Genomic DNA, 21,573 nt, shown 5'->3' on the forward strand with positions numbered 1-21,573 from the left:
GTCGAGTTCGCGGCGACCTCACCCATCGAATCGGGACCACCCCAGCAGGTCTCGACCCGGTGGCGGACGCTCCGGCGAACCGCGCGTCTCCCCGGACTCGGCGCCGACACCAGCAGCAGATCCACTCCTCCCAGAAAAGCGGGGCGCGAACCATGCAGATCAGCAGCCGCACCATCGTGTCGGTTGTCGGAACGGTGATGATGGTCCTGGCGACCGTCGGTCTCGCCGCGTGGTCGCAACCGCATCCCGCCGTGCAGCAGAACAACGCGGTGATCAGCGTCGCGCAGTGACCGGGCGCGCCCGCCCGCTCTCCGGATCCGGGGGCGGGCGGTCAGTCCTCCCGCACCACGTCGCCCGCCGCCTTGTCGTTGCGCAGCCCCAGGAATCGCGGGTGCCGCAGCCGCCCGTCCGCCGTCCACTCGGTGAAGCCCACCTCCGCGACGAGCTCCGGTTCCGCCCACCTCGCCTCCCGCTCCGGGATCCGGTCGGCGAACGGTGATTCGCGGCGCGCCAGCGCGTCCAGCCTGCCGCGCAGTTCCCGCAGCGTCGCCTCGTCGTAGCCGGTGCCGACCTTGCCCGCGTACCGCAGCGCGCCCTCGTCGTAGTAGCCGACGAGCAGCGCGCCGAAGCCGGACCGGGCGCCCTTCGGCTCGGTGAACCCGCCGACGACGAACTCCTGCTGCGACAGGCACGGGAGCTTCAGCCAGTCCCGGGTGCGGCCGCTGCGGTACGGGCGGTCCGCGCGCTTGGCGATCAAGCCCTCCCAGCCGCGGGCGCAGGCCTGCCGGTAGAACTCCTCGCCGTCACCGCGCCGGTGCTCGGTGAGCCGCAGCGGCTCGGCGAACTCGAAGCACTCGGCCAGCAGCCGCTTGCGGATCCGCAGCGGCAGCCGCGTCACGTCCACGTCGCCGATCGCCAGCAGGTCGAACAGGTAGTAGTGCACCGCGACCCCGCTGCGCCGGGCCTCCCGCGGATCGGCCAGGTGCATCCGGTGCTGCAGCCGGGCGAAGCTGGTGCGGCCGCCGTCGAAGGCCACCACCTCACCGTCCACCACGAACCGGTCCGGCTGGGACTCCAGCGCCTCCACCAGCTCCGGGTAGGCCGAGTCGACCCGGTTGTGGTTGCGCGACCACAGCACCGGCGCGCCCCCGGCGCGGGTCGCGACCACCCGCACCCCGTCGAGCTTGCGCTCGAACAACCAGTCCGGGTCGGAGAACCGGGTGTCGCTGCGGGTCGCCAGCGCCGGAGGCAGCCACTCCCCCGTCCACCGCCGCAGCAGCGGGCGCATCCCCGCATCGACCAGGTCGAGCACGTCGGACTCCGTCACCGATGCGGTATACCCGTAGAGGGCATGGCGGTCCCGTGACCACCCGCTCTCTCACACTTTCGTGTTGGTGGGGGAAACTGGATCTCTCTGCCGCAGGTGCGGGAACACCCGCGCGAGCCGACCGCCGAAGGTGCACGAAGCGATGCCGAAGACAACGAACCCGCTGCTGAAGAAGAGCGGCCCCTCCACCAACATGATCCTGAGCATCGTGGTCGTGGTGGCCGCGCTGCTCGTGGTGGGCGGGATCCTGCTCTACTCCGCGGGCCAGAAGGACGACGCGAGCCAGGGCGGCAACGGTGCGCCCGACCTCAGCACCGTCGTCGCGCACCCCGACAGCAACAAGCTCTCGGAGTCCCCGGACGGCAAGGTCACCGTCGCCGAATTCCTCGACTTCCAGTGCCCCGCCTGCTGGCAGTACTACACGGGCGTCACGAAGCAGATCGAGCAGGAGTTCGCCGGCCGCATCACCTTCGTGAACCGGAACTTCCCGATCGCCAAGGCCCACCCGCTGGCGGAATCCGCCGCGAAGGCCGCCGAAGCGGCGGGCGTGCAGGGCAAGTACAAGGAGATGTACCACGCCCTCTACGACGACTACTCCGCCTGGGCCGTCGCGCCCGACGGGCAGAACGTCAGCGACGACGAGGCCCGCGCCGAGAAGGTCTTCGACCAGCACGCCCAGCAGCTCGGGCTGGACATGGCGAAGTTCAAGTCCGACGAGGAATCCCAGCAGGTCGCCGACCGGATCAAGAAGGACCAGGCCGACGCCAAGACCGCCGGGGTCGAGGGCACGCCGAGCTTCTTCATCAACGGCCAGAAGTGGGAGCCGACCACCGGCGACAAGACCACCTACGCCGACGTCGTCAACCAGCTGCGGGACAAGCTGAACCAGGAGCTGGCGAAGTGACCGCCACCGAGCAGGCCCGCACCGCCGAACTCGCACCCGCGGGGCAGGCGCCCGCGCGCGGGCTCGGCTGGCTGTACGTGATCGGCGGTGCGATCGGCCTCGTCAGCGCCTTCGCGCTGACCATCGAGAAGATCAACAAGCTGGGCGACCCGAACTACGTCCCGTCCTGCAGCCTGAACCCGATCATCTCCTGCGGCTCGGTGATGGACAGCGCGCAAGCCGCGCTGTTCGGGTTCCCCAACCCGCTGATCGGGGTCGCCGCGTTCCCGGCGTTGATGGCCGCAGGCGCGGCGCTGCTGGCCGGGCTGGCCGCACCGCGCTGGTTCTGGCTCGGCCTCCAGCTGGGCAGCGCGCTCGGCGTCGTGTTCGTGCACTGGCTGATCGTGCAGAGCCTGTACGAGATCGGCGCGCTGTGCCCGTACTGCATGGTCGTGTGGGCCGTCACCATCCCGATCTTCTGGTACACCACGCTGCACGTGCTGCGCTCCGGTCACCTCGGCGGTGGACGAGCGGTGGGCGCGGCGCTGGCCAAGTTCCACAGCTTCGTGCTGGTGGTGTGGTATCTGGTGATCGTGGTACTCGTGCTGCAGGCGTTCTGGGACTACTGGACCAGCCTGGTCTAGCCGCCCCGGCACCCGGTGCGGCGGCGGGCTGGAACACCCGTTTGCCCGGCCACCGCACCGGGTATCAGGTGACGGTGAGTAGTGGTAATCGCGAGCACCCGGCCGGGCGGTCGGCGGCACCGGCCGCACCCGAACGAGGGGGCGTGTGATGCGATCAGAACCCGGTGCGCGAACGGGAACCGGAGTCCGGCGGGCAGTGCCGGAACCCGGGCCCGGAACGAGATCCCCCAGCGCAAAGCGAGGTGTATCAGTGTCAGCACCACAGCCCGCCCGCGGCGAGCGGACCGCTCCCCCGCCGCGATCCGGCTCCGCCCCCGCCGAATCCGTCGTCGAAGTGCGAGTGGCCGCCGACGCCTCCCAGCTGTCGGTCCTGCGGGCGGTGACCGGGGACCTGGCGATGCGCGCCGACTTCGACGTCGACTCGATCGCCGACCTGCGGCTGGCCGTGGACGAGGCGTGCTCCTCGCTGATCCGCCTCGCCGCGGACGGCAGGCAATTGGTGTGCCGCTTCGAGACCGACGAGGTGGGGCTGCACGTCTCCGCCGCGGTCGGCAGCGACCGCGGGCAGGGCGCCCGCGAGGACACCTTCAGCTGGCGCGTGCTCAGCGCGCTGACCGACAGTGTGTCAACCTCGGTGGAATCCGACGCGGACTCCGGCACCGGCCACTTGGTCCGCATCGACCTGACCAAGGGACGGACCCACGAGTGAAGCAGGCGGATTCCGATCACGCCTCCCACTCGCGACATCAACGCTACGACGAACTGGCGCCCCTGTTCGCCGAACTCGCGGGTGTGGGGAAGGACGACCCTCGCCGGGAGCGGCTGCGGGACCGGCTGGTCACCGAGCACCTGCCGGTGGCCGAGCACATCGCCCGCCGCTTCAGCCACCGCGGCGAAGCGCAGGAGGACCTCACCCAGGTCGCCACCCTCGGGCTGATCAACGCCGTGGACCGGTTCGACCCGGAGCGCGGCGTCGACTTCCTGTCCTTCGCGGTGCCGACGATCATGGGCGAGGTGCGCAGGCACTTCCGCGACACCGGCTGGGCGGTGCGGATGCCGCGCAGGCTCCAGGAACTGCACCTGTCGGTGTCCTCCGCCATCGCGCGCCAGTCCCAGGAGCTCGGCCGGGCGCCCACGCCCAGCGAACTCGCCGAGCACCTCGGCATCAGCCGGGACGACGTGTTCCGCGGGCTGGAGGCGGGCAACGCCTACCGCAGCGCCTCGTTGGACGAACTGCTCACCGCCACGGACGAGATCCCGCTCGGCGCGGCCATCGGGTCCGACGACGCCGAACTGGCCGAAGTGGAGAACCGGGAGACCATCCGGCCGCTGCTGGCCGAACTCGACGAGCGGGAGCGGCGCATCCTGGTGATGCGGTTCTTCCGGTCCATGACCCAGACGCAGATCGCCGAGCAGATCGGCATCTCGCAGATGCACGTGTCCCGGCTGCTCGCGCGCACCCTCGGCTGGTTGCGCGAACGGCTGGAGAACGCCGAAACCCCCGCCGAGTCCACGACAGACTGACGGGGGTCGGCTTTTCCCGGTGGGAAGACCGCCCGGGGCACGGTCGGGGGTGACTCCGAACCTCGGGCGGCCGGTCTGGTGTCCCGGCGAGCCGGGCGGTCGCGCCGCCCGGCTCCGGGACTCACTTCACGGAGATCCCGTGCTGCTGCAGCCACGGCAGCGGGTTGATCTTGCTGCCGCCCTGGATCACCTCGAAGTGCAGGTGCGGGCCGGTGGACTGGCCCTTGTTGCCGATCGTGGCGATCTTGTCGCCCGCCTTGACCTGCTCGCCGACGCTCACGTCGATCGTGTTCACGTGGCCGTAGACGGTGATCGTGCCGTCGTCGTGCTGCACCCGCACCCACTGGCCGAAGCCGCTGGCCGGGCCGGCGTTGATGACCTCGCCGTCGTTGACGCTGACGATCGGGGTGCCGATGTTGTTGGCGATGTCGATGCCCTTGTGGGTGCTGCCCCAGCGGGAACCGAACCCGGAGGTGAAGGTGCCGTCGGCGGGCTTGACGTAGCCGCTGCTCGCCTTGGCGGGCTGGGCGGTGGCCGGTTTCGCCGGGACCGCGGCCTCCTTGGCCAGCTCGGCCTGCTTCGCGGCGGCGGCCTTCGCGTCCGCCGCCTCCTTCGCGGCCTTCTGGTCGGCGGCGGCCTGGGCCCGCTCCTGGGCGATCTCCTTGCCCTTGGCCACCTTCTGCGCCTCGTCCTGCGCGGGCTCGGGGGACTGCTGCGGGAGCAGCCGGACCGCGGCCTCGGTCTCGGGGGTGCCGTTCACGGCGGCCGCGAGCTGCTGCTGCGCGGCGGCGTGCTGGTCGGCGACCGGGCGGACGGCCTGGTTCTCGGCGCTCTTGTCCGCGTTGGCGGCCAGCGGCTGGCCGACGGCGGCGAACGCGCCTGCCGCGACGACGGCCGCGGCGATCTTGTTCCGGGTGGAGACCCGGGAGTTGCCGCGCTCGGAACGCGGCCGGAAGGAGTTCAGCAAGGACTCCCGGAGAGCGGTCTTCGGGGTGTGGCCGCTCTCCTGGCGGTGCTTGGCCATGGTCGCCTTTCCGTCTTCGGGGGTGGTCCGATCGCTCCCGCCGGGGGTGCGGGCGAGGACTCTTCGGGGGTGAGTCCTGTTCGTGATCGAACCGTGACGTTCTCAGCGAGAAAGGTAGCTCCGGGTCATCAGCAGCAGCAAGCGATAGCCCGTTAGGTGTATGTACAGCTTGCAATCAGCCGCAATTCACACACTGTGCGTAATCAAACAAGATGACCATTCGATAACGTTCGTGATCTTTCGGCGTCGATCACCGGCTCACCGGGAACGACGTCCGGCGGAGATCGGCGACCCGGCGCGATCACCTCCGCGCGATCGGTGATTGCTCCTGGGCACGGACTCGGCGGCCACGCGGCGCAATCGGCCGGCCACGGCCGCGCACCGCGACCACCCGGCCGCGTCGCCGGACGCGCCACCGGCACGCCGAGCGGTCGCGCCGATCCCGGTACCAGCGGCGGAGTGGGTCACCGACCAAGACCGCGAGGGCCCGAAAGTGGTCTTGAGCACAAGCACCGCCACCAGGCCCCGCGCGCCCGGTCAGCGCCCCCAAGTGACCGGCGAGTAACCGATCGCGCCGGGTCTCCCGCACTCTGGGAAGCACATATCGCACGAAGGATTGATCTGATTCACTGAGTGCATGACGCGTGGTGACCAGTGGGGCCTGCTTGCCCAGCGCCTGCACGTCGACCTGCTGCGCGTCAGCTCCGCGGGGTGTCGACCCCGCCGCTGAACTCCCGCACGGCCGCCGCCCGCAACCGGGCGCGCCGAGCCGGGGCGCCGACGCCCTCCTCCTGAGCCGCGTCCGCCCGCGGCCACCGTGCCTCCCCCGAACCGACCACCGCACCGCCCCGGCGCGCGTCCGCGCGCGAGAGAACGGGGGTGCCCGCGCACGCCACCCACGGAGAGATCGTGCAGACCTTCCTGATCTTCGCGCTCGGCGGATTCATCGCCCAGCTCGTCGACGGTTCCCTCGGCATGGCCTACGGGGTGACTTCCACGACCATCCTGCTCACCGCCGGGCTCACGCCCGCGGTGGCCTCCGCCTCGGTGCACCTCGCCGAGATCGGCACCTCCGTCGCCTCCGGCCTCTCGCACTGGAAGTTCGGCAACGTCGACTGGCGGGTCGTGCTGATCCTCGGCGTGCCCGGGGCCGTCGGCTCGTTCCTCGGCGCGACCGCGCTGAGCAACCTGTCCACCGAGGCGGCCGAGCCGTGGATGTCCACCATCCTGCTCGCGCTCGGCCTGTACGTGCTGCTGCGGTTCGCGCTGCGCCCGCTGCGCCGCAGGCAGCTGACCGGGGTGAGCTCGAAGCTGCTCGCGCCGCTCGGCCTGGTCGCCGGCTTCGTCGACGCGACCGGTGGCGGCGGCTGGGGTCCGGTGGCGACGCCGACGCTGCTGAGCACCGGCAAGGTCGAGCCGCGCAAGGTCGTGGGCTCGGTGGACACCAGCGAGTTCCTCATCGCCGTGGCCGCCAGCCTCGGCTTCATCATCTCGCTCGCCGACGAACCGCTGTCCTGGGCGACGGTGGCCGCGCTGCTGATCGGTGGCGTGATCGCCGCCCCGCTGGCCGCCTACCTGGTCCGGATCGTGCCGATGCGGCTGATCGGCGTCGGCGCCGGCGGGCTGATCGTGCTCACCAACGCGCGCACCCTGATCAAGGCGTTCGACCTGCCCGCCCCCACCGCGATCTACGCGGTGATCGTGCTGGCCTGGGTCGCCGCGCTGGCGTTCACCATCACCCGGATCGTGCGCGACCGCCGCGAGGAGATCCCGGAGGAAGAAGCGAGCGAACCGGTCGGCAGCTGAGCGATGGCCGGTCCCCGGACGCCACGACGCCCGCTCGCGACAGGAGTTCGCGGGCGGGCGTCGTCGTGCTGTTGCTCTCGACCAGAGGTTGTACGGCTACGGATGGCACACGCAGCGTCAGCTTTACCCACGTGTCGTATCGCGCGAGTCATACGAAAGGGCTACGGTTCGGTAGGCCGTGTGGAAGCCCCCCGACACGCGGTAGGCGCCCCGGGTGCGAGAGTGCCCTGCATTCCCGCGCCCGGGACGCCGCTCCCCGTACCTGCGGCCACCGACATGGCCGCGTCGATCTCCACCCGGGAACCGGGGGAACGGCCGGTTGAGCTCCATCGGCGGGCGACCGGCACCACCGATGAAGGATCAACGACGCGTGGCTTCAGTGTGCACGTGAAACTTGGAATATTCCAGGCCTTTCAGCGCACAGTTGGGCCACGACCGGGCATCGGCCCGGGTACCGGCGGAGGTGACGGACGCACGCGCCCCGCGCGCACCTCCGTCACCGTGACGGCTCCGCCCGCTCAGCCGTCCGCGCGCAGCGGGCTGGACGCGGTCCGCCACTGCACCGTCGGGCGCATCGCGCCGAGGTCCACCCGGTCCACGTGCGCCTTCGCGACCCCGAACAGCGAGTCGATCAGCGTGTTCGACAGCAGGTGCGGCTCCAGGCCGAGCTCGACCAGACCGGTGTGCACCACGTTGTAGTGGTGCTCGGACTGCTCGACGCGCGGGTTGTCCAGGTACTCCACCTCGACGCTGCCGTCGAAGCAGTTCGCCACGACCTTCGCGATCTCCCCGACCGAGAAGCTCTCGGTGATCTGGTTGAACACCCGGAACTCGCCCGCGTCCGCCGGGTTCTCCGCCGCCAGCCGGATGCACTCCACGGTGTCCCGGATGTCGATGAGCCCGCGGGTCTGGCCGCCGCTGCCGTACACCGTCAGCGGGTGGCCCAGCACCGCCTGGATGACGAAGCGGTTCAGCACCGTGCCGAAGATCGCGTCGTAGTCGAAGCGGGTCGCCAGCCGCGGGTCCTGCGTCGTCTGCGCCGTCTCCTGCCCGTACACCACGCCCTGGTTCAGGTCGGTGGCGCGCAAGCCCCAGATTCGGCAGGCGAACTCGATGTTGTGGCTGTCGTGCACCTTGCTCAGGTGGTAGAAGGAGCCCGGCTTCTTCGGGAACAGCATCCGGTCGGTCCGCCCCTTGTGCGTGACCTCCAGCCAGCCTTCCTCGATGTCGATGTTCGGCGTGCCGTACTCGCCCATCGTGCCCAGCTTCACCAGGTGGATCGACGGGTCGATCTCCTGGATCGCGAACAGCACGTTGAGGTTGCCGACCACGTTGTTCTGCTGGGTGTACACCGCGTGCTTGCGGTCGATCATCGAGTACGGCGCGGCGCGCTGCTCCGCGAAGTGGACGATGGTGTCCGGGCGGAAGTCCCGCACCATCTCGTAGGTGAAGTCCGCATCGACCAGGTCGCCGTAGTAGGACTTGATGCTCTTGCCCGACACTTCGTGCCACGCGTCGATGCGGGTCTGCATCGGCTCGATGGGCACCAGGCTCTGCACGCCCATCTCGTGGTCGTAGCCGCGCCGGGCGAAGTTGTCGGCCACCGCCACCTCGTGGCCGCGGTCGGACAGGTGCAGAGCGGTCGGCCAGCCAAGGTAGCCGTCGCCCCCGAGGACGAGGATTCGCACGCCTTCTTCTCCTCTACGTTCATTGCGGCGCCACCGCCGGCGGGAGGACCGCGGTGGCAGTTCTTCTCCGGGCACCCGAAACGCCCGGAATCGATCGGCACGGTAGGAATGCGCTGCCAGGAACTGTGCACGAGCCCGCCCCGACAACATCGGGAATGCTCTCATCCTTCAGCCCCGGAACGAAGAGCTGCGCTCCGCCGGACGGAGCGGAAGGGCCCGCGGCGCGCACCGGTATCGTGCGGGCGCGACGCCCCGCCCCGGACGCGGTGGCACGGCTGGAAGGACGCGGCAGTGCAGCAGGCCACCGACACCGCAGCTTCGCGGCGCGGCCACTACTGGCGGCTGATCAGCAGGTTCGCCGCCGCCTCGGTGGTCGCCACCGGCATCAGCCAGCTGGTGTTCATCGGCTCCTACGCGGCCTGGGCGCAGCCGGTGGTCGCCACGGTGCTGGCGTGGCTGGCGGGAGCGGTGCCGAACTTCGTGCTCAACCGCCGCACCTGGGGCGGCGGGGGCCGCGCGGCGCTGCGCGGCGAGATCCTGCGCTACGCGGCGCTGTCGATCGGCACCGCGCTGCTGGCGGCGCTGTCCACCAGCGGCGCGGAGCGGCTCGCGGTGCACGCGTTCCCGCACGACCGCCTCCCGCAGGTGGCGATCGTGTGGGGCGCGTTCCTCGGGACCTACCTGGTGATGTTCGTGGTGAAGTTCCTGATCATCGACCGGTTCATCTTCACCGCTCGGGAACGGCCGCCGCGGGCTCGCTGATCCGCTCGGCGGCCGGGTGGTCCTGCGGCTGCGGGGCCGAGCGGCGTTCGCGCAGCCAGGTGCCCAGCACGACCTTCGCGTAGCTGTAGCCGTAGAGCAGGTTGCCGCCCTTCTTGCTCTGCCCGGCGGCGCGCACCAGCATCGTCATCGGCTTCTCCAGCACCCGGTAGCCGCGGGCGAGGACGCCGACGAGCAGCTCCGAGGACTGGTACTGCTGCTGCTCCAGGCGCACCGAGTTCGGCACCTCGATCTTCATGGCCCGGAAGCCGAACGAGGTGTCGGTGATCTTCTGCCGGGTCAGGGCGCTGACCAGCCAGGCGAACACGTGGGTCCCGGCGCGGCGCACCAGGTCGGTGTTCTCGGTGCGGCCGAGGGTGCGGGAACCGGTGACGAAGTCGGCCTCGTCGTCGATCAGCGGCTGCAGCAGTTCCGGCAGTTCCGCGATGTCGTACTGGCCGTCGGCGTCGGTGGTGACCAGGTAGCGGGCCCCGCGCTCGGCGGCGAGCCGGTAGCCCAGCCGCAGCGCAGCGCCCTGCCCGCGGTTGCGGGGGGCCACGCAGGTCAGCGCGCCGTGGCGCAGCGCGACCTCGGCGGTGTCGTCGGTGGCGCCGTCCACGACGACGAGGGTGTCCACGTCCAGCCCGCAGCTCGCCGCGGGCATCCCGTCGAGCACGGCGCCGAGCGCGTCCTGCTCGTTGTAGGCCGCGATGAGCACGATCACCGAGGCGAACCGGCGGTCGCCGTAGCGCTCGGCGAAGCCGTCGAAGGCGGCCCGGTCGACCTCGTCGGGGAAGGTCGTGGACATGGTGTTCTCCTTCAGGTGTTCAGTCGGATGAGCGGGACGGCCCGGTGATCGCGGTGAGGGCGAGCCCGGCCGCCAGCGGCAGCAGGACGAGGCCGGGCAGCTGGTAGCGCCACGAGAACTCCATCGCCGCGGCGGTGGCCAGCACCGTCGTGGCCAGTCCCGCGGGCAGCAGCACCACGGCGCGCAGCCCGCTGCGGCGGGCGCGGCCCGCTCCCAGCACCGCCGCCGCGGACAGCAGCAGGCAGCCGCCGAGGACGATGCCCGGGGTGTAGCCGCCGCCGAGCTGGTAGGCGCGCAGGAATCCGCCGATCGCGGGGTCGGCGCGCAGCGTGCCGTCCCCGTGCAGCTCGGCCCACTCGGTCACGTACCAGGGGTCGGCGTACATCGGGTAGTCGGTGGTGAACTGCCAGCGGGCGAGCGGCACGTCCCCCGGCGATTGGGTGCGGGTGGGCGCGAAGCCCTTGAGGAAGTCCTGCACGAAGCCGCCGAGCACGTCGAACGGCTGGTGCAGCAGGACTTTCCGCGCCATCCCGCTCTGCGCGGCGTTGAGGTCGAAGTCGTCCGGCAGGGAGCGCGTGTTGGCGGGCACGTGCCAGAAGTGGATGTAGAAGTCGATGCCGTTCGCCGCCCGCGCCGCCACCGGCTCGTTCGGGCACACCACCGCTTCTTCCGGGGTGAGCCCGAGCGCCGCGCAGTCGGCGACGGCGGCGGTGCGCCCGAAGACGACGCTGCCGGTGGAGCCGCCCAGCGCGGGGCTCCCGGTCCACGCCAGGTGGTACATCGCGTAGCAGAACAGCACTCCGGCGAACGCCCCGGCGAGTGCTCCGGCGGCGCGCAGCCGGGGCCGCCAGCCGTCCCGCGGCCGCAGCCCGGCGGCCAGCAGCACGAAGGCGACCGCCGGGACGACCAGCGTGAGGCCCACCAGCCGGACCAGCACCGAGGCGGCCAGCAGCAGCCCGGCGATCGCGGCGGTGCGCGGACCGGGGGTGCCGCGCCAAGCCAGCACGAAGATCACGGCCAGCAGCAGGACCTGGAACAGCAGGTCCGACATGATGTTGTGCTCGATCTGCACCTGGTAGGCGTCCAGCAGCACCGGCGCGGTGGCGAGCGCGGCGATCCAGCGCCGGGCGCCGAACCGCAGCAGCAGCACGTAGATCGCCACGCCCAGCGCCAGCCCCAGCAGGTGCTGCACGACCGCCACCAGCGCCAGGTTCCCCACCAGCAGCAGCGGCCCGAGCAGCAGGACCTCGTAGCCGACGGGGTTGATGCCGCCCGGGTAGAACACCCCGAGGTCGTCGAGGTAGCGGAACGAGTCGATGTAGAGCAGCGCCGGGCGGTAGGCCAGCTGCGCGAGCACGCGCAGCACCACGCCGCCGATCAGCAGCAGCGCGAGCAGCCAGTGCGCGCGGAGGAGCCGCGCCGGCGCCGCGGTCACGGCGCCCCGGTGGCCGCGCGGAAGTCGTCCCACACGGTCCGCAGCCCGTCGGTCAGGTCCACCGAGGGCGCGTAGCCGAGCTCGCGGCCCGCCTTGGCGACGTCCACGATCACCGCGGGCATCTCGCCGTTCTTGGCGGGCACGTGGGTCACGGGCAGCGCCGCTCCGGTGGCGGCGCGCACCGCGTCGATCAGCTCCAGCACCGAGATGGAGCGCCCGGAGCCGATGATGGCGGTGCCGCCGTACTCCTTGTCGCAGGCGGCGAGGATGCCCTGCACCACGTCGTCGACGTGCACGAAGTCGCGGCTCTGCGCACCGTCGCCGTAGACCTCGACGCCCTCGCCCGCCAGCGCGGCGCGCATCAGCCGCGGGATGAAGCTGTCCTTGCGCCCCATGCCGGGCCCGTAGATGTTGGTGAACCGCAGCGCGGTGGTGGCGATGCCGTAGGAGCCCGCGTAGCCGGACAGCAGCATTTCGCAGGCGGCCTTCGTCGCCCCGTACGGCGTGAGCGGGCGCAGCGGGAGGTCTTCGGAGATGGTGCCGTGCCCGATGTCGCCGACGACGGCGTTGGTGGAGGCGAGCACGAACCGGCCGACGCCGCGCTGCCGCGCGAGTTCGAGCAGCCCCTGGGTGACCTCGACGTTGGCCCGGTAGGTCTCGGCGGGCTGGTCCACGGAGCGCAGCACCGAGGTGATCGCGGCGAGGTGCACGATCGCGGTGGTGCCCTCGGTGACGGCGGCGTCGCGGACCGCGGGATCGGTGAGGTCGCCCGCGACGTGGGTGATGAGCTCGCCGGGTTCGGCGGGTTCCTGGACGTCGACGACGGTGACCGGGGTGCCGCGTCCGGTCAGCCCGCGGACGACGGCTCGGCCGACGAAGCCGGAGCCGCCGGTGACCACCACCCCGCCGCTACTCTGCGTCCCGGAAGTCTCGGGGGCCGTCGCTCGTTCGGGGGTTGTCTCACTGCTTGGCACGGCTGAACTCTAACGGGCCGCCGCCAAGAGCTGTCAGCTAGCCCACACCGGTGGTCCACCGAATGGCAGCTTGCGCAACACCCGCACGATCCCCGCGAACCGTCCGGCGTCTCCCCCGTCCGCTCGGCGGCGAAGCCGCCGAACAGCGACCACCAGAGCAACCGGACCACCCGCGGGTGCTCAGCGGTTCCCTCGCGAGGACGGCGACTTCTCCGGTGGCGGAGCCATCGGTGAAAACGATCCCGCGGCGAGGGAACCGCTGAGGTTCCGCCACCCACCCCTGCGAAGCAGGGGAACGAGCGAGCACTCAGCTCGCGTAGTGGTCCGCGAGGGCTTTGAGCCCTGGGCCGAAGACCCCACCCCCGAAGATCTCGTCCAGCTTCGCCTCGTCCGCCCCCTCGGCGTCGTAGTCGGCGTACCACTCGACGAACGAGTCGCCGGTCGCGGTGATCGGCAGCACCCGGATGGTGCTGCGGTACGAGCGCACCGGGAACGGGCCTTCGGTGATCTCGTAGGTGCAGGAGCGGGCGGTGTCGTCGAGCCCGACCAGCCGTTCCCGCACCACTCCGCCATCGCCGACGACGAGCCTGCGCACGGCGCCGAGTTCGGTCGGGGACGCACCGCTCTCCAGCTCGCCGGAACCGATGGCGGGGTGCCAGCCGGGCAGCCCGCCGAAGTCCCGCACCAGCGCCCACACCTCGTCGGCCGCCGCCGGGACCACCCTGCTCGCGTAGGACCTCGCCATCACGCCCTCCTCGTCGTCGTGCGCCGTCAGCGCTTGAGGTTCTTGAACTCCCTGGTGCGTTCGGTGAGCGCCTGCTCCACCGGGAGCCGTTCCATGCTGCTGGCCCCGTAAAAGCCGTGGCAGCGCTTGGTGCGGCCCAGCACGTAGGCCGCATCGGCCGGGGTGGCGATGGGGCCGCCGTGGCACAGCACGAGGACGTCTTCCCGCACGTCGGCGGCGGCCGCGGACCACTCGTCGATCAGCGCCACGCAATCGTCGAGGTCCTTCGCCGTCTCGGCGCCGATCGATCCGCCGGTGGTGAGGCCGAGGTGGCACACCACGATGTCGGCGCCCGCGGCGGTCATGGCGCGGGCGTCGTCGGCGGAGAACACGTAGGGCGTGGTGAACAGGTCGGCGTCGCGGGCCGCGGCGACCAGGTCGACCTCCAGCCGGTAGCTCATGCCGGTCTCCTCCAGGTTCTCCCGGAAGGTGCCGTCGATGAGCCCGACGGTGGGGAAGTTCTGCACCCCGGCGAAGCCGAGCTCCCGCAGCCGCGCCAGGAACGGCCCGGTGAGCAGGAACGGGTCGGTGCCGTTGACCCCGGCGAGCACCGGGGTGCGGCGCACGACCGGCAGCACTTCGCTCGCCATCTCCACGACGATCTCGTTGGCGTTGCCGTAGGCGAGCAGCCCGGCGAGCGAGCCGCGCCCGGCCATCCGGTAGCGGCCGGAGTTGTACAGCACGATCAGGTCGATGCCGCCGGATTCCTCGCACTTGGCGGACAGGCCGGTGCCCGCACCGCCGCCGATGATCGGTTCGCCCCGGTCGGCCATGCCTCGGAACCGGCGCACCAGGGTCTCCCGGTCGAACCGCGTCATGCCGTGCTCCCTTCCTCCGGCCGCACTTCGCGGAGCGCGGTGAGCAGCGCGGCCACGAACCCGTCGTCGTTGATGGCGTGCGGGACGCGCCGCAGCCGCCGCAGTTCGGTCTGGTGCACTTCCGCTTCGAGCGTCTCGAACAGGACCTCGTCGGCGGCAGGGTCGTGGAACGGCTGCCCCGGGACGTCGAGCAGCGAGACGCCGCCTTCGGGCAGCAGGAACCGCACCGGGCCGGTGCAGGCGTTGAGCTTCGCCGCGAGGAACCGGGCGATCTCCCGGCATTCGTCCGGCGTGGTGCGCATCAACGTGACCTGCGGGTTGTGCTCGTAGAGCAGCCGGTTCCGGTAGCGCTCGGGCACGGTGTCCGGCGCCCCGAAGTTGACCATGTCGAGGGCGCCGCAGGAGCCGACGTAGGGCACGCCGCTGCGGGCGACCTCGTCCAGCCGGGTCTCGCCCGCGCTCATCACTCCCCCGGCGATCAGGTCGCACACCTCGGTGGTGGTGATGTCCAGGACCGCTTCGACGCGCCCGTCGGCGACGAGCTTCTCCATGGCGCGCCCACCGGTCCCGGTCGCGTGGAACACCAGCGGGTCGTGCGCGCCGGCGAGCCGGTTCGCGGTCTCGGTGACGCAGGGCGTGGTCACCCCGAACATCGTCAGCGCCACCGCGGGCAGCTGCTCCACGGCGGGCACCGTGTTGCGCACGGCCCCGGCCAGCGCGTGCGCGGCGTTGCCGAGCACCTGGCGGGAGATCCGGTTGAGCCCGGCGACGTCGGTGACCGCCGGGAACATCGCGATGTCCGACGCGTCCACGTAGGACGAGATGTCGCCGGAGGCCACCGTCGACACCACCAGCTTCGGCACCCCCACCGGCAGCGCCCGCAGCGCGGGGGTGATCAGCGCGGTGCCGCCGGAACCGCCCAGCCCCAGCACGCCGCCCACGCCCAGCACGCCGACCACGCCGTGCCGCGCCACCAGCCACCGCTCGAACGCCAGCGCCATCGCGACCACGGCCGTGCCGCGATCACCGGTGAACACCGCCCCGGCTCCGCGCGGGTGCGCGGCGGCGACCTCGGCGGCGGGCACGTCGGGGGCGTCGGCGGACTCCGCGCCGGAGGTGCTCACATCGACGGTGATCACCTCGACCCCCGCGTCGGCGACGAGCCCGGCGACGTAGCGCAGCTCGGCGGCCTTCGTGTCGAACGTGCCCACCACGTAAGCCCGGCTCATCGCACCGCCTTCGGTTCGGCTGACCACCTCACCGAACCCTACTGCGGACGACCACCCCGCACAGCCCGCTGATCACCGCCCGGGCACGGCTCCGATCGGCGCGGCCGGAGCCGGTGGTCGCACGACGACGGCCCCCGGCAGGAACCGGGGGCCGTCGGGGTCGGGCGGGGTCAGTGGCCCTTGTTCTTGCCGCCGCCGAGGAAGCGGTTCTTCACCTGTTCGATCTTGGCCTTGTTCTTCGGGTCGCTCGCGTACTGCTTGGCCTGGTCGATCGCCTTCTTGCCCTGCGGGCTCTTGGCGAAGTCGGTCACCTTCTTGAACAACGACATAGCAGCTCCCAGTCGGGCCGGTCGATCACGCAACGCCCAGGTTACCGGCGAATCGGACATCCGATCGAGGGTGTGACCGGGCCGATCCGCCGCGTCCCCGGATCAGCCGAGCACCCCGCCGACCTGGGCGTGCCCCTTGAGCAGGTTGCGGGCGATGGTGCGGCGCTGGATCTCGTCGGTGCCCTCGAAGATGCGCAGCAGCCGGATGTCCCGGTACCAGCGCTCGATGGGCAGCTCGCGGGTGTAGCCCATGCCGCCGTGGATCTGCAGCATCCGGTCCACGATCTCGTTCGCCCTGGTGCCGCCGTAGAGCTTCGCGATGGACTGGGCGTGCCGGGAGTCGGCGCCCTGGTCGACCTGCCACGCGGCCTGCAGCACCAGCCAGCGCAGTGCCTCGATCTCCACCGCCGAGTCCGCGATCATCCACTGGATGGCCTGCCGGTCGGCGATGGGCGCCCCGAACGTCTGCCGGTTGCGGGCGTAGTCCATCGACATGTCCATCATCCGCTCGCAGCCGCCGAGGGCGCGGGCGGGCAGCAGGTAGCGGCCGCGGCCGATCCACTGCATGGCCAGCTTGAACCCGCCGCCGACCTCGCCGAGCACGTTCTCCTCCGGCACCCGGACGCCGTCGAAGACCAGCGCCGCGGGCTGGCGGTCCCACTCGCCCATGATCTCGATGGGTTCCGACTTCCAGCCGGCCTCCCGGTCGGCGAGGAAGCAGGTGACGCCGCCGTCGGCGCCCTTCTCCTTGTCGGTGACGGCGAAGACCATGGTGAAGTCGGCGTCGATGCCGCCGGTGATGAACGTCTTCTCCCCGTCGATCACCCACTCCGAGCCCTCCTTCCGGGCCGTGGTGCGCAGGTTCTTCGCGTCCGAACCCGCGCCCGGCTCGGTGATGGCGAAGCAGGACTTCCGCTGCCCCTCGATGGTGGGCACCAGGTAGCGCTGCTTCTGCTCCTCGTTGGCGTGGTAGAGGATGTTGTCCGCGTACCCGCCGAAGCTGAACGGCACGAACGTGCGGCCCAGCTCGATCTCGATCAGGGCGGTGAGCACGGCGGAGAGGTCCATCCCGCCGTACTCCTCGGGCGTCTGCACGCCCCAGAAACCGGCGTCGCGCGCCTTCTGCCGCAGCTCCGCGAGCTCCTCGCGGGTGAGGCCGCGCTCGTGGTTGCGCTCGCGGCGCAGCACCTCGGGCTCCAGCGGCACCAGCTCGCGCTGCACGAACGTGCGCACCCAGTCGCGGATGTCGCGTTCGGTCTCGGACAGGGAGAAGTCGACCATCGGTGGCGGGTCCTTTCGGCGAGGCCGGGTGTGGGGAGGTCGGGGGTCAGGAGGTTTCGGCGATGCGGCTGCGCAGTTCCCGCTTGAGCACCTTGTGGCTGGGGCCCAGCGGCAGCTCGTCGACGAACACGACGCGGCGCGGGTACTTGTGGTGCGCGGTCTGCTCGGCGGCCCAGGCGATGATGGCCTTGCCGAGCGCCTCGTCCGGGTCCTCGCCGCGTTCGGGCACCACGACCGCGCACACCTCCTCCCCGCGCCCCGGGTCGGGCAGGCCGATCACCGCGCACTGCGCGACGGCCGGGTGCCGGATCAGCAGCTCCTCCACCTCGCGCGGGTAGATGTTGTAGCCGTTGCGGATGATCAGGTCCTTCTTGCGGTCCACGATCGACAGGTAGCCCTCGGCGTCCTTGACGCCCATGTCGCCGGTGCGGAACCACCCGTCGACGACCGCCGCCGAGGTGGCCTCGGGGTCGTCGAGGTAGCCGGCGAACACGTTGTGGCCGCGGACCACGACCTCGCCGGTCTCCCCGGCGGGCAGCAGTTCGATCCGGTCCTCCACGGACGGTTCGGCGATCTCCACGTCGATGCCCCACAGCGCGTGCCCGACGGTGCCTGCGCGCGGCCCGAACGCGGGCTGGTTCACGGTGGCGGTGGGCGAGGTCTCGGACAGCCCGTAGCCCTCGTGGATCGGGGCGCCGAAGCGCCGCTGGAACCGCTCCAGCACCGCCACCGGCAGCGCCGCGCCACCGGACACGCACATCCGCAGCGAGGACAGGTCGTCGTCGTCCCCGGCGGCCTCCAGCATCCGGATGTACATGGTGGGCACGCCGTTGAGCTGGGTGATCCGCCGGTCCCGGATGAGCCGCAGCGCCTCGGCCGGGTCGAACTTCGGCTGCAGCACCAGCGTCGCGCCCGCCCGGAACGTGGTGTTCAGCGACACGGTCTGGCCGAACACGTGGAACAGCGGCAGGCAGCCGAGGACGCGATCCTCGCGCCGGGTGTCGTTGGCGTCGAAGGCGTTCACCGTCGCGTTCAGCACCAGGTTGAGGTGGGTGAGCACCGCGCCCTTCGGCCTGCCGGTGGTGCCGCTGGTGTAGAAGATCACCGCCGGGTCGTCGGGCCCGCGGGTCGTGAAGGAGCGGACCGGCTCGGCCGCGGCGGCCACCTCGGTCAGCGAGTCCGGCGTCTCCGGGCCGGGCACCGCCGGGCCGACCGACACCAGCGGGATGCCCGCGCGGCGCGCCGATTCGGCGGCGAGCGCCAGCTGGCTCGTGTGCCCGATGACGAGCTTCGCGCCCGAGTTGCGCAGCAGGTACGCCGCCTCATCCGGGACCAGCAGCAGCGGCACCGGCACCACGACCGCGCCCGCGGTGAGCACGGCGTAGTAGGCGCGCACGAAGTCGATGACGTTGGGCGCCACGATCGCCACCCGGTCGCCCGGTTCGACGCCGCGGGCCAGCAGGGCCGCCGCGTGCGCCCGGACCTGCTCCCACAGCTCGCCGTAGGTCACCTGCTGCTCGCCCTCGACGACCGCGGTGTCCGCCGGGCGGAGCCGGGCCGGTTCGGCGAGGACCGAGGCGAGCGACAGCGTGGTGTGCGGCTCGACCCGCGCCGGGGACTCGTCGTCGTTGACCATCGTCCACCTCCGTGAGGACGTCGCCGGTCCACCGTTGGACATCCGGCGACTAACGTCGTTAGTTTTCGGACTCTAGGACCACCCCGCGGACCGCGGCAAGGGCCGCACACCGGACACTGATCGACACGTTCCGCAGCGGACGCGGACGGGCGCGGCGGTTGCCGGAGGGGTGCCCGAGAGGTGCCCGAGGGGCGCCGACCGGCGGCGGACGGCAGGCAGGAGCGCGGCATGGGCAGACCCAAGAGCCCCCAGCTCACCCGCGAGCGCATCCGCGAGCACGCGCTGGCGATCATCGACGGGCAAGGTCTCGAAGCGCTGTCCATGCGCAGGCTCGCCGACTCCCTCGGCGTCCGCGCCGCCTCGCTCTACAACCACGTCGCCACCAAGGAAGCGCTGCTGCACGACGTCGCGGACGGCGTGATGGCCGCCGTCGACACGAGCGGCTTCGCCATCGACTGGCCCACCGGGCTCACCCGCTGGGCCCGCTCCTACCGGGCCGCGCTCGCCGCCCACCCCAACCTGGTGCCGTTCATGGCGTCCGGCCCGGCCCGGCGGGAGAACTCGCTGCGCCGCGCCGACGCCGTGCACGGCGGGCTGACCGGCGCGGGCTGGCCGCAGCGGTACGCCACGATGATCGGCGCCTCCACCAAGTTCCTGGTGCTCGGCGCGGCGATGGGCTCGTTCGCAGGCGGGTTCGTCGACGACGCCGAGGTCTACGAGGACCGGTTCCCGCACCTGCGCGGCGCGCACCTGCTGCGCGAGCACGCCGCCGAGATCGACGACGACAGCTTCGAACTGGCGCTGCGGGCGCTGGTGGACGGCCTCCGCGCCCAGCACGCCCGCCTGTTCCCGCAGCGCTGAACCCCGCGCGCGGCGACGGGATCACGCTCACGTTCGGTTGACTGCGCTGCGTGATCTCCGTAGCGTTCCGGAGCACAACACAACACCGGACTACAACGCCGACGACGTCGTGCGGGAGAGTCTGCGCCCCGCCAGGAGCCCCTGGTCCGTGCAGGATGCGATTCCTGGGTGCAGCGCCGAAGGAGCAATCCTCCCCACCAAACTCTCAGGCCCCGCTACCGCGCGACACCAGGCGATCACGGAGAAAAGCAGGGACCCGTGTCCCTCGCCCATGGTGCAAGCCGCCCTCGTGCGCGGTGAAACTCTCAGGCCAATGACTCCGGGGAGACCGGCAGCGCACGCCCGCGCCCATCGCCGTCGGAGGACCCCGGATATGGTTTCTGCTGGAAGTGGCCGCAACCGGTCCCCCTCGGACGTGATCGGTGCCCACCAGGAGGAGTTCCGCACCATGACGTCGTCGCCCCCAGCTCCGCGACGGACACCGCTGCACGAGGTCCACGAGTCCCTCGGCGCGCACTTCACCGACTTCGCGGGCTGGCGGATGCCGGTCCGCTACTCCGGGGACACCGCGGAGCACCAGGCGGTGCGGACGGCGGCGGGGCTGTTCGACCTCTCGCACATGGGCGAGATCGAGATCAGCGGCCCGGAGGCGGCCGCGGCGCTCGACCACGCGCTCATCGCGAACGCGTCCGCGATCACGGTGGGTCGCGCCCGCTACACCATGCTGTGCAACGCCGAGGGCGGCGTGCTCGACGACCTGATCGTCTACCGGCTGGACGAGCAGCGGTTCCTGGTGGTCGCCAACGCCGCCAACGCGACCGTGGTCTCCGCCGAGCTCGCCGAACGCGTCGCCGAGTTCGACGCGGTGCACCGGGACGTCTCCGACGACTACGCGCTGATCGCCGTGCAGGGGCCGGAATCGGTGGCGATCTTGGCGCCGCTGACCGAGACCGACCTGTCCGCCGTGAAGTACTACGCCGGGTACCCCGGCGAGGTCGCCGGGAAGCAGGTGCTGCTGGCGCGCACCGGCTACACCGGTGAGGACGGCTTCGAACTGTTCACCTCGCCCGCGGACGCGCCCGCGGTGTGGCGCGCGCTGACCGACTCCGGTGCCGAGCGCGGGCTGATCCCGGCGGGGCTGTCCTGCCGGGACACGCTGCGGCTGGAGGCGGGCATGCCGCTGTACGGCAACGAGCTGTCCGCTGCGCTCACCCCGTTCCACGCGAACCTGGGGCGCGTCGTGAAGCTGGACAAGCCCGGTGACTTCGTCGGCAAGGCCGCGCTGGCGAAGGTCGCGGAGGCTCCGACGGAGCGCACCCTGGTGGGGCTGCGCACCGACGCGCGCCGCGCGCCCCGGCACGGCTACCCGGTGCTCGCCGACGGCACCGAGATCGGCGAGATCACCAGCGGCGCCCCGTCCCCGACGCTCGGCCACCCGATCGCGATGGCCTACGTGGACCGCGCGCACAGCGCGCCCGGTACCGCGGTGCAGGTCGACATCCGCGGCAAGTCCATCGACGCCGAAGTCGTGGCGCTGCCGTTCTACCGCCGCGAGGCCTGACGAACGCCCGCAACGGGCGCGAGAACCTTGACCGGACCGCGCCGGACCCGTCCGGCGCAGCCCAGATCGAACACCAGGAGGCAATTGCTCATGTCGACACCGGACCTGTTCAACGACCGGCTTGCGGTGGTGGATCCGGAGGTGGCCGCTGCTGTGGGGGCGGAGCTGGGTCGTCAGCAGAACACGTTGGAGATGATCGCGT

At 71.5% G+C, this 21,573-nt stretch carries 22 protein-coding genes and 2 riboswitches; of the genes, 10 read left to right on the forward strand and 12 right to left on the reverse strand.

Features of this window, described 5'->3' with window-relative positions; genetic code table 11:
• Nucleotides 1-152 precede the first annotated feature (152 nt).
• A complete protein-coding gene (locus tag ABZ805_RS11510) occupies nucleotides 153-290 on the forward strand; it encodes a hypothetical protein (protein ID WP_358437869.1) in 138 nt (45 codons plus the stop codon).
• Nucleotides 291-331: 41 nt separating this feature from the next.
• Here ABZ805_RS11510 and ligD read toward each other — a convergent pair whose 3' ends face one another.
• Complete coding sequence (gene ligD, locus ABZ805_RS11515; protein WP_358437925.1) at nucleotides 332-1,288, reverse strand: non-homologous end-joining DNA ligase; 957 nt, start codon at nucleotides 1,286-1,288, stop codon at nucleotides 332-334.
• Nucleotides 1,289-1,469: 181 nt separating this feature from the next.
• On the opposite strand from ligD, the gene ABZ805_RS11520 reads away from it, so the two are divergent.
• The 4 genes from ABZ805_RS11520 (at nucleotide 1,470) to ABZ805_RS11535 (ending at nucleotide 4,378) form a co-directional block, all read left to right on the forward strand.
• On the forward strand, nucleotides 1,470-2,231 hold the full coding sequence (locus tag ABZ805_RS11520; protein ID WP_358437871.1) for a thioredoxin domain-containing protein: 762 nt from the start codon (nucleotides 1,470-1,472) through the stop codon (nucleotides 2,229-2,231).
• Nucleotides 2,228-2,854 carry a vitamin K epoxide reductase family protein gene (locus ABZ805_RS11525; RefSeq protein ID WP_358437873.1) on the forward strand — a complete coding sequence of 209 codons (627 nt, stop codon included), beginning with the start codon at nucleotides 2,228-2,230 and terminating at the stop codon, nucleotides 2,852-2,854. The genes ABZ805_RS11520 and ABZ805_RS11525 overlap by 4 nt, the downstream gene beginning before the upstream one ends.
• A 250-nt stretch (nucleotides 2,855-3,104) precedes the next feature.
• A complete protein-coding gene (locus tag ABZ805_RS11530) occupies nucleotides 3,105-3,563 on the forward strand; it encodes an ATP-binding protein (protein WP_358437876.1) in 459 nt (152 codons plus the stop codon).
• Nucleotides 3,560-4,378, forward strand: a complete 819-nt coding sequence (locus tag ABZ805_RS11535) for a SigB/SigF/SigG family RNA polymerase sigma factor (protein WP_358437879.1) — start codon at nucleotides 3,560-3,562, stop codon at nucleotides 4,376-4,378. The genes ABZ805_RS11530 and ABZ805_RS11535 overlap by 4 nt, the downstream gene beginning before the upstream one ends.
• Nucleotides 4,379-4,499: 121 nt before the next feature.
• On the opposite strand, the gene ABZ805_RS11540 is transcribed toward ABZ805_RS11535, so the two are convergent.
• A complete protein-coding gene (locus ABZ805_RS11540; protein ID WP_358437881.1) occupies nucleotides 4,500-5,402 on the reverse strand; it encodes a M23 family metallopeptidase in 903 nt (300 codons plus the stop codon).
• A gap of 637 nt (nucleotides 5,403-6,039) precedes the next feature.
• Here ABZ805_RS11540 and ABZ805_RS11545 point away from each other — a divergent pair.
• On the forward strand, nucleotides 6,040-6,132 hold the full coding sequence (locus tag ABZ805_RS11545; protein ID WP_358437884.1) for a putative leader peptide: 93 nt from the start codon (nucleotides 6,040-6,042) through the stop codon (nucleotides 6,130-6,132).
• 179 nt (nucleotides 6,133-6,311) lie between these two features.
• Nucleotides 6,312-7,208, forward strand: a complete 897-nt coding sequence (locus tag ABZ805_RS11550; protein WP_358437886.1) for a sulfite exporter TauE/SafE family protein — start codon at nucleotides 6,312-6,314, stop codon at nucleotides 7,206-7,208.
• Nucleotides 7,209-7,726: 518 nt separating this feature from the next.
• Here ABZ805_RS11550 and ABZ805_RS11555 read toward each other — a convergent pair.
• Nucleotides 7,727-8,896, reverse strand: a complete 1,170-nt coding sequence (locus tag ABZ805_RS11555) for an NAD-dependent epimerase/dehydratase family protein (RefSeq protein ID WP_358437888.1) — start codon at nucleotides 8,894-8,896, stop codon at nucleotides 7,727-7,729.
• 291 nt (nucleotides 8,897-9,187) lie between these two features.
• Between ABZ805_RS11555 and ABZ805_RS11560 the strand changes: the two genes are divergently transcribed.
• Nucleotides 9,188-9,658 (forward strand): GtrA family protein, encoded by a 471-nt coding sequence (locus tag ABZ805_RS11560; RefSeq protein WP_358437891.1) that lies wholly within the window; start codon nucleotides 9,188-9,190, stop codon nucleotides 9,656-9,658.
• Here ABZ805_RS11560 and ABZ805_RS11565 read toward each other — a convergent pair.
• The 9 genes from ABZ805_RS11565 to ABZ805_RS11605 all read right to left on the reverse strand — a co-directional run bounded on the left by ABZ805_RS11565 (nucleotide 9,624) and on the right by ABZ805_RS11605 (nucleotide 18,949).
• Nucleotides 9,624-10,463, reverse strand: a complete 840-nt coding sequence (locus ABZ805_RS11565) for a glycosyltransferase family 2 protein (RefSeq protein WP_358437894.1) — start codon at nucleotides 10,461-10,463, stop codon at nucleotides 9,624-9,626. The genes ABZ805_RS11560 and ABZ805_RS11565 overlap by 35 nt on opposite strands.
• Before the next feature lie 19 nt (nucleotides 10,464-10,482).
• Nucleotides 10,483-11,898, reverse strand: a complete 1,416-nt coding sequence (locus tag ABZ805_RS11570) for a hypothetical protein (RefSeq protein WP_358437896.1) — start codon at nucleotides 11,896-11,898, stop codon at nucleotides 10,483-10,485.
• Nucleotides 11,895-12,800, reverse strand: coding sequence for an NAD-dependent epimerase/dehydratase family protein (locus ABZ805_RS11575; protein WP_358437899.1), 906 nt, complete (start codon nucleotides 12,798-12,800; stop codon nucleotides 11,895-11,897). The genes ABZ805_RS11570 and ABZ805_RS11575 overlap by 4 nt, the downstream gene beginning before the upstream one ends.
• Before the next feature lie 379 nt (nucleotides 12,801-13,179).
• Nucleotides 13,180-13,617 carry an SRPBCC family protein gene (locus ABZ805_RS11580; RefSeq protein WP_358437902.1) on the reverse strand — a complete coding sequence of 146 codons (438 nt, stop codon included), beginning with the start codon at nucleotides 13,615-13,617 and terminating at the stop codon, nucleotides 13,180-13,182.
• A 26-nt stretch (nucleotides 13,618-13,643) separates the two neighbouring features.
• A complete protein-coding gene (locus ABZ805_RS11585; protein WP_358437904.1) occupies nucleotides 13,644-14,474 on the reverse strand; it encodes a phosphoenolpyruvate hydrolase family protein in 831 nt (276 codons plus the stop codon).
• Nucleotides 14,471-15,703, reverse strand: a complete 1,233-nt coding sequence (locus tag ABZ805_RS11590) for a Tm-1-like ATP-binding domain-containing protein (protein WP_358437928.1) — start codon at nucleotides 15,701-15,703, stop codon at nucleotides 14,471-14,473. Before ABZ805_RS11590 ends, ABZ805_RS11585 begins: the two co-directional genes overlap by 4 nt.
• 170 nt (nucleotides 15,704-15,873) lie before the next feature.
• Nucleotides 15,874-16,032 carry a hypothetical protein gene (locus ABZ805_RS11595; protein ID WP_358437907.1) on the reverse strand — a complete coding sequence of 53 codons (159 nt, stop codon included), beginning with the start codon at nucleotides 16,030-16,032 and terminating at the stop codon, nucleotides 15,874-15,876.
• Between the two features lie 102 nt (nucleotides 16,033-16,134).
• Nucleotides 16,135-17,313 carry an acyl-CoA dehydrogenase family protein gene (locus ABZ805_RS11600; RefSeq protein ID WP_358437910.1) on the reverse strand — a complete coding sequence of 393 codons (1,179 nt, stop codon included), beginning with the start codon at nucleotides 17,311-17,313 and terminating at the stop codon, nucleotides 16,135-16,137.
• Nucleotides 17,314-17,359: 46 nt separating this feature from the next.
• Entirely contained in the window at nucleotides 17,360-18,949 is a 1,590-nt protein-coding gene (locus ABZ805_RS11605) for a long-chain fatty acid--CoA ligase (protein ID WP_358437913.1), read from the reverse strand.
• A 228-nt stretch (nucleotides 18,950-19,177) separates the two neighbouring features.
• Between ABZ805_RS11605 and ABZ805_RS11610 the strand changes: the two genes are divergently transcribed.
• Both ABZ805_RS11610 and gcvT read left to right on the forward strand, forming a co-directional pair.
• Nucleotides 19,178-19,810 carry a TetR/AcrR family transcriptional regulator C-terminal domain-containing protein gene (locus tag ABZ805_RS11610; RefSeq protein WP_358437916.1) on the forward strand — a complete coding sequence of 211 codons (633 nt, stop codon included), beginning with the start codon at nucleotides 19,178-19,180 and terminating at the stop codon, nucleotides 19,808-19,810.
• Nucleotides 19,811-19,912: 102 nt separating this feature from the next.
• A riboswitch (glycine riboswitch) is annotated at nucleotides 19,913-20,041 on the forward strand.
• Nucleotides 20,042-20,140, forward strand: a riboswitch (glycine riboswitch).
• Nucleotides 20,141-20,258: 118 nt separating this feature from the next.
• On the forward strand, nucleotides 20,259-21,371 hold the full coding sequence (gene gcvT, locus ABZ805_RS11615) for a glycine cleavage system aminomethyltransferase GcvT (RefSeq protein WP_358437919.1): 1,113 nt from the start codon (nucleotides 20,259-20,261) through the stop codon (nucleotides 21,369-21,371).
• The last annotated feature ends 202 nt before the right edge of the window (nucleotides 21,372-21,573 follow it).

This window comes from Saccharopolyspora sp. NPDC047091 (assembly GCF_040643635.1).
Lineage (GTDB): Bacteria > Actinomycetota > Actinomycetes > Mycobacteriales > Pseudonocardiaceae > Saccharopolyspora_C.

Excerpts from the sequence above, each read along its gene's own strand:
- ABZ805_RS11510 (WP_358437869.1), top strand. The coding sequence starts at position 153 with ATGCAGATCAGCAGCCGCACCATCGTGTCGGTTGTCGGAACGGTGATG.
- ligD (WP_358437925.1), bottom strand. The coding sequence starts at position 1,288 with ATGCGCCCGCTGCTGCGGCGGTGGACGGGGGAGTGGCTGCCTCCGGCG.
- ABZ805_RS11520 (WP_358437871.1), top strand. The coding sequence starts at position 1,470 with ATGCCGAAGACAACGAACCCGCTGCTGAAGAAGAGCGGCCCCTCCACC.
- ABZ805_RS11540 (WP_358437881.1), bottom strand. The coding sequence starts at position 5,402 with ATGGCCAAGCACCGCCAGGAGAGCGGCCACACCCCGAAGACCGCTCTC.
- ABZ805_RS11545 (WP_358437884.1), top strand. The coding sequence starts at position 6,040 with ATGACGCGTGGTGACCAGTGGGGCCTGCTTGCCCAGCGCCTGCACGTC.
- ABZ805_RS11565 (WP_358437894.1), bottom strand. The coding sequence starts at position 10,463 with ATGTCCACGACCTTCCCCGACGAGGTCGACCGGGCCGCCTTCGACGGC.
- ABZ805_RS11580 (WP_358437902.1), bottom strand. The coding sequence starts at position 13,617 with ATGGCGAGGTCCTACGCGAGCAGGGTGGTCCCGGCGGCGGCCGACGAG.
- ABZ805_RS11585 (WP_358437904.1), bottom strand. The coding sequence starts at position 14,474 with ATGACGCGGTTCGACCGGGAGACCCTGGTGCGCCGGTTCCGAGGCATG.
- ABZ805_RS11590 (WP_358437928.1), bottom strand. The coding sequence starts at position 15,703 with ATGAGCCGGGCTTACGTGGTGGGCACGTTCGACACGAAGGCCGCCGAG.
- ABZ805_RS11595 (WP_358437907.1), bottom strand. The coding sequence starts at position 16,032 with ATGTCGTTGTTCAAGAAGGTGACCGACTTCGCCAAGAGCCCGCAGGGC.
- ABZ805_RS11600 (WP_358437910.1), bottom strand. The coding sequence starts at position 17,313 with ATGGTCGACTTCTCCCTGTCCGAGACCGAACGCGACATCCGCGACTGG.
- ABZ805_RS11605 (WP_358437913.1), bottom strand. The coding sequence starts at position 18,949 with ATGGTCAACGACGACGAGTCCCCGGCGCGGGTCGAGCCGCACACCACG.
- ABZ805_RS11610 (WP_358437916.1), top strand. The coding sequence starts at position 19,178 with ATGGGCAGACCCAAGAGCCCCCAGCTCACCCGCGAGCGCATCCGCGAG.
- gcvT (WP_358437919.1), top strand. The coding sequence starts at position 20,259 with ATGACGTCGTCGCCCCCAGCTCCGCGACGGACACCGCTGCACGAGGTC.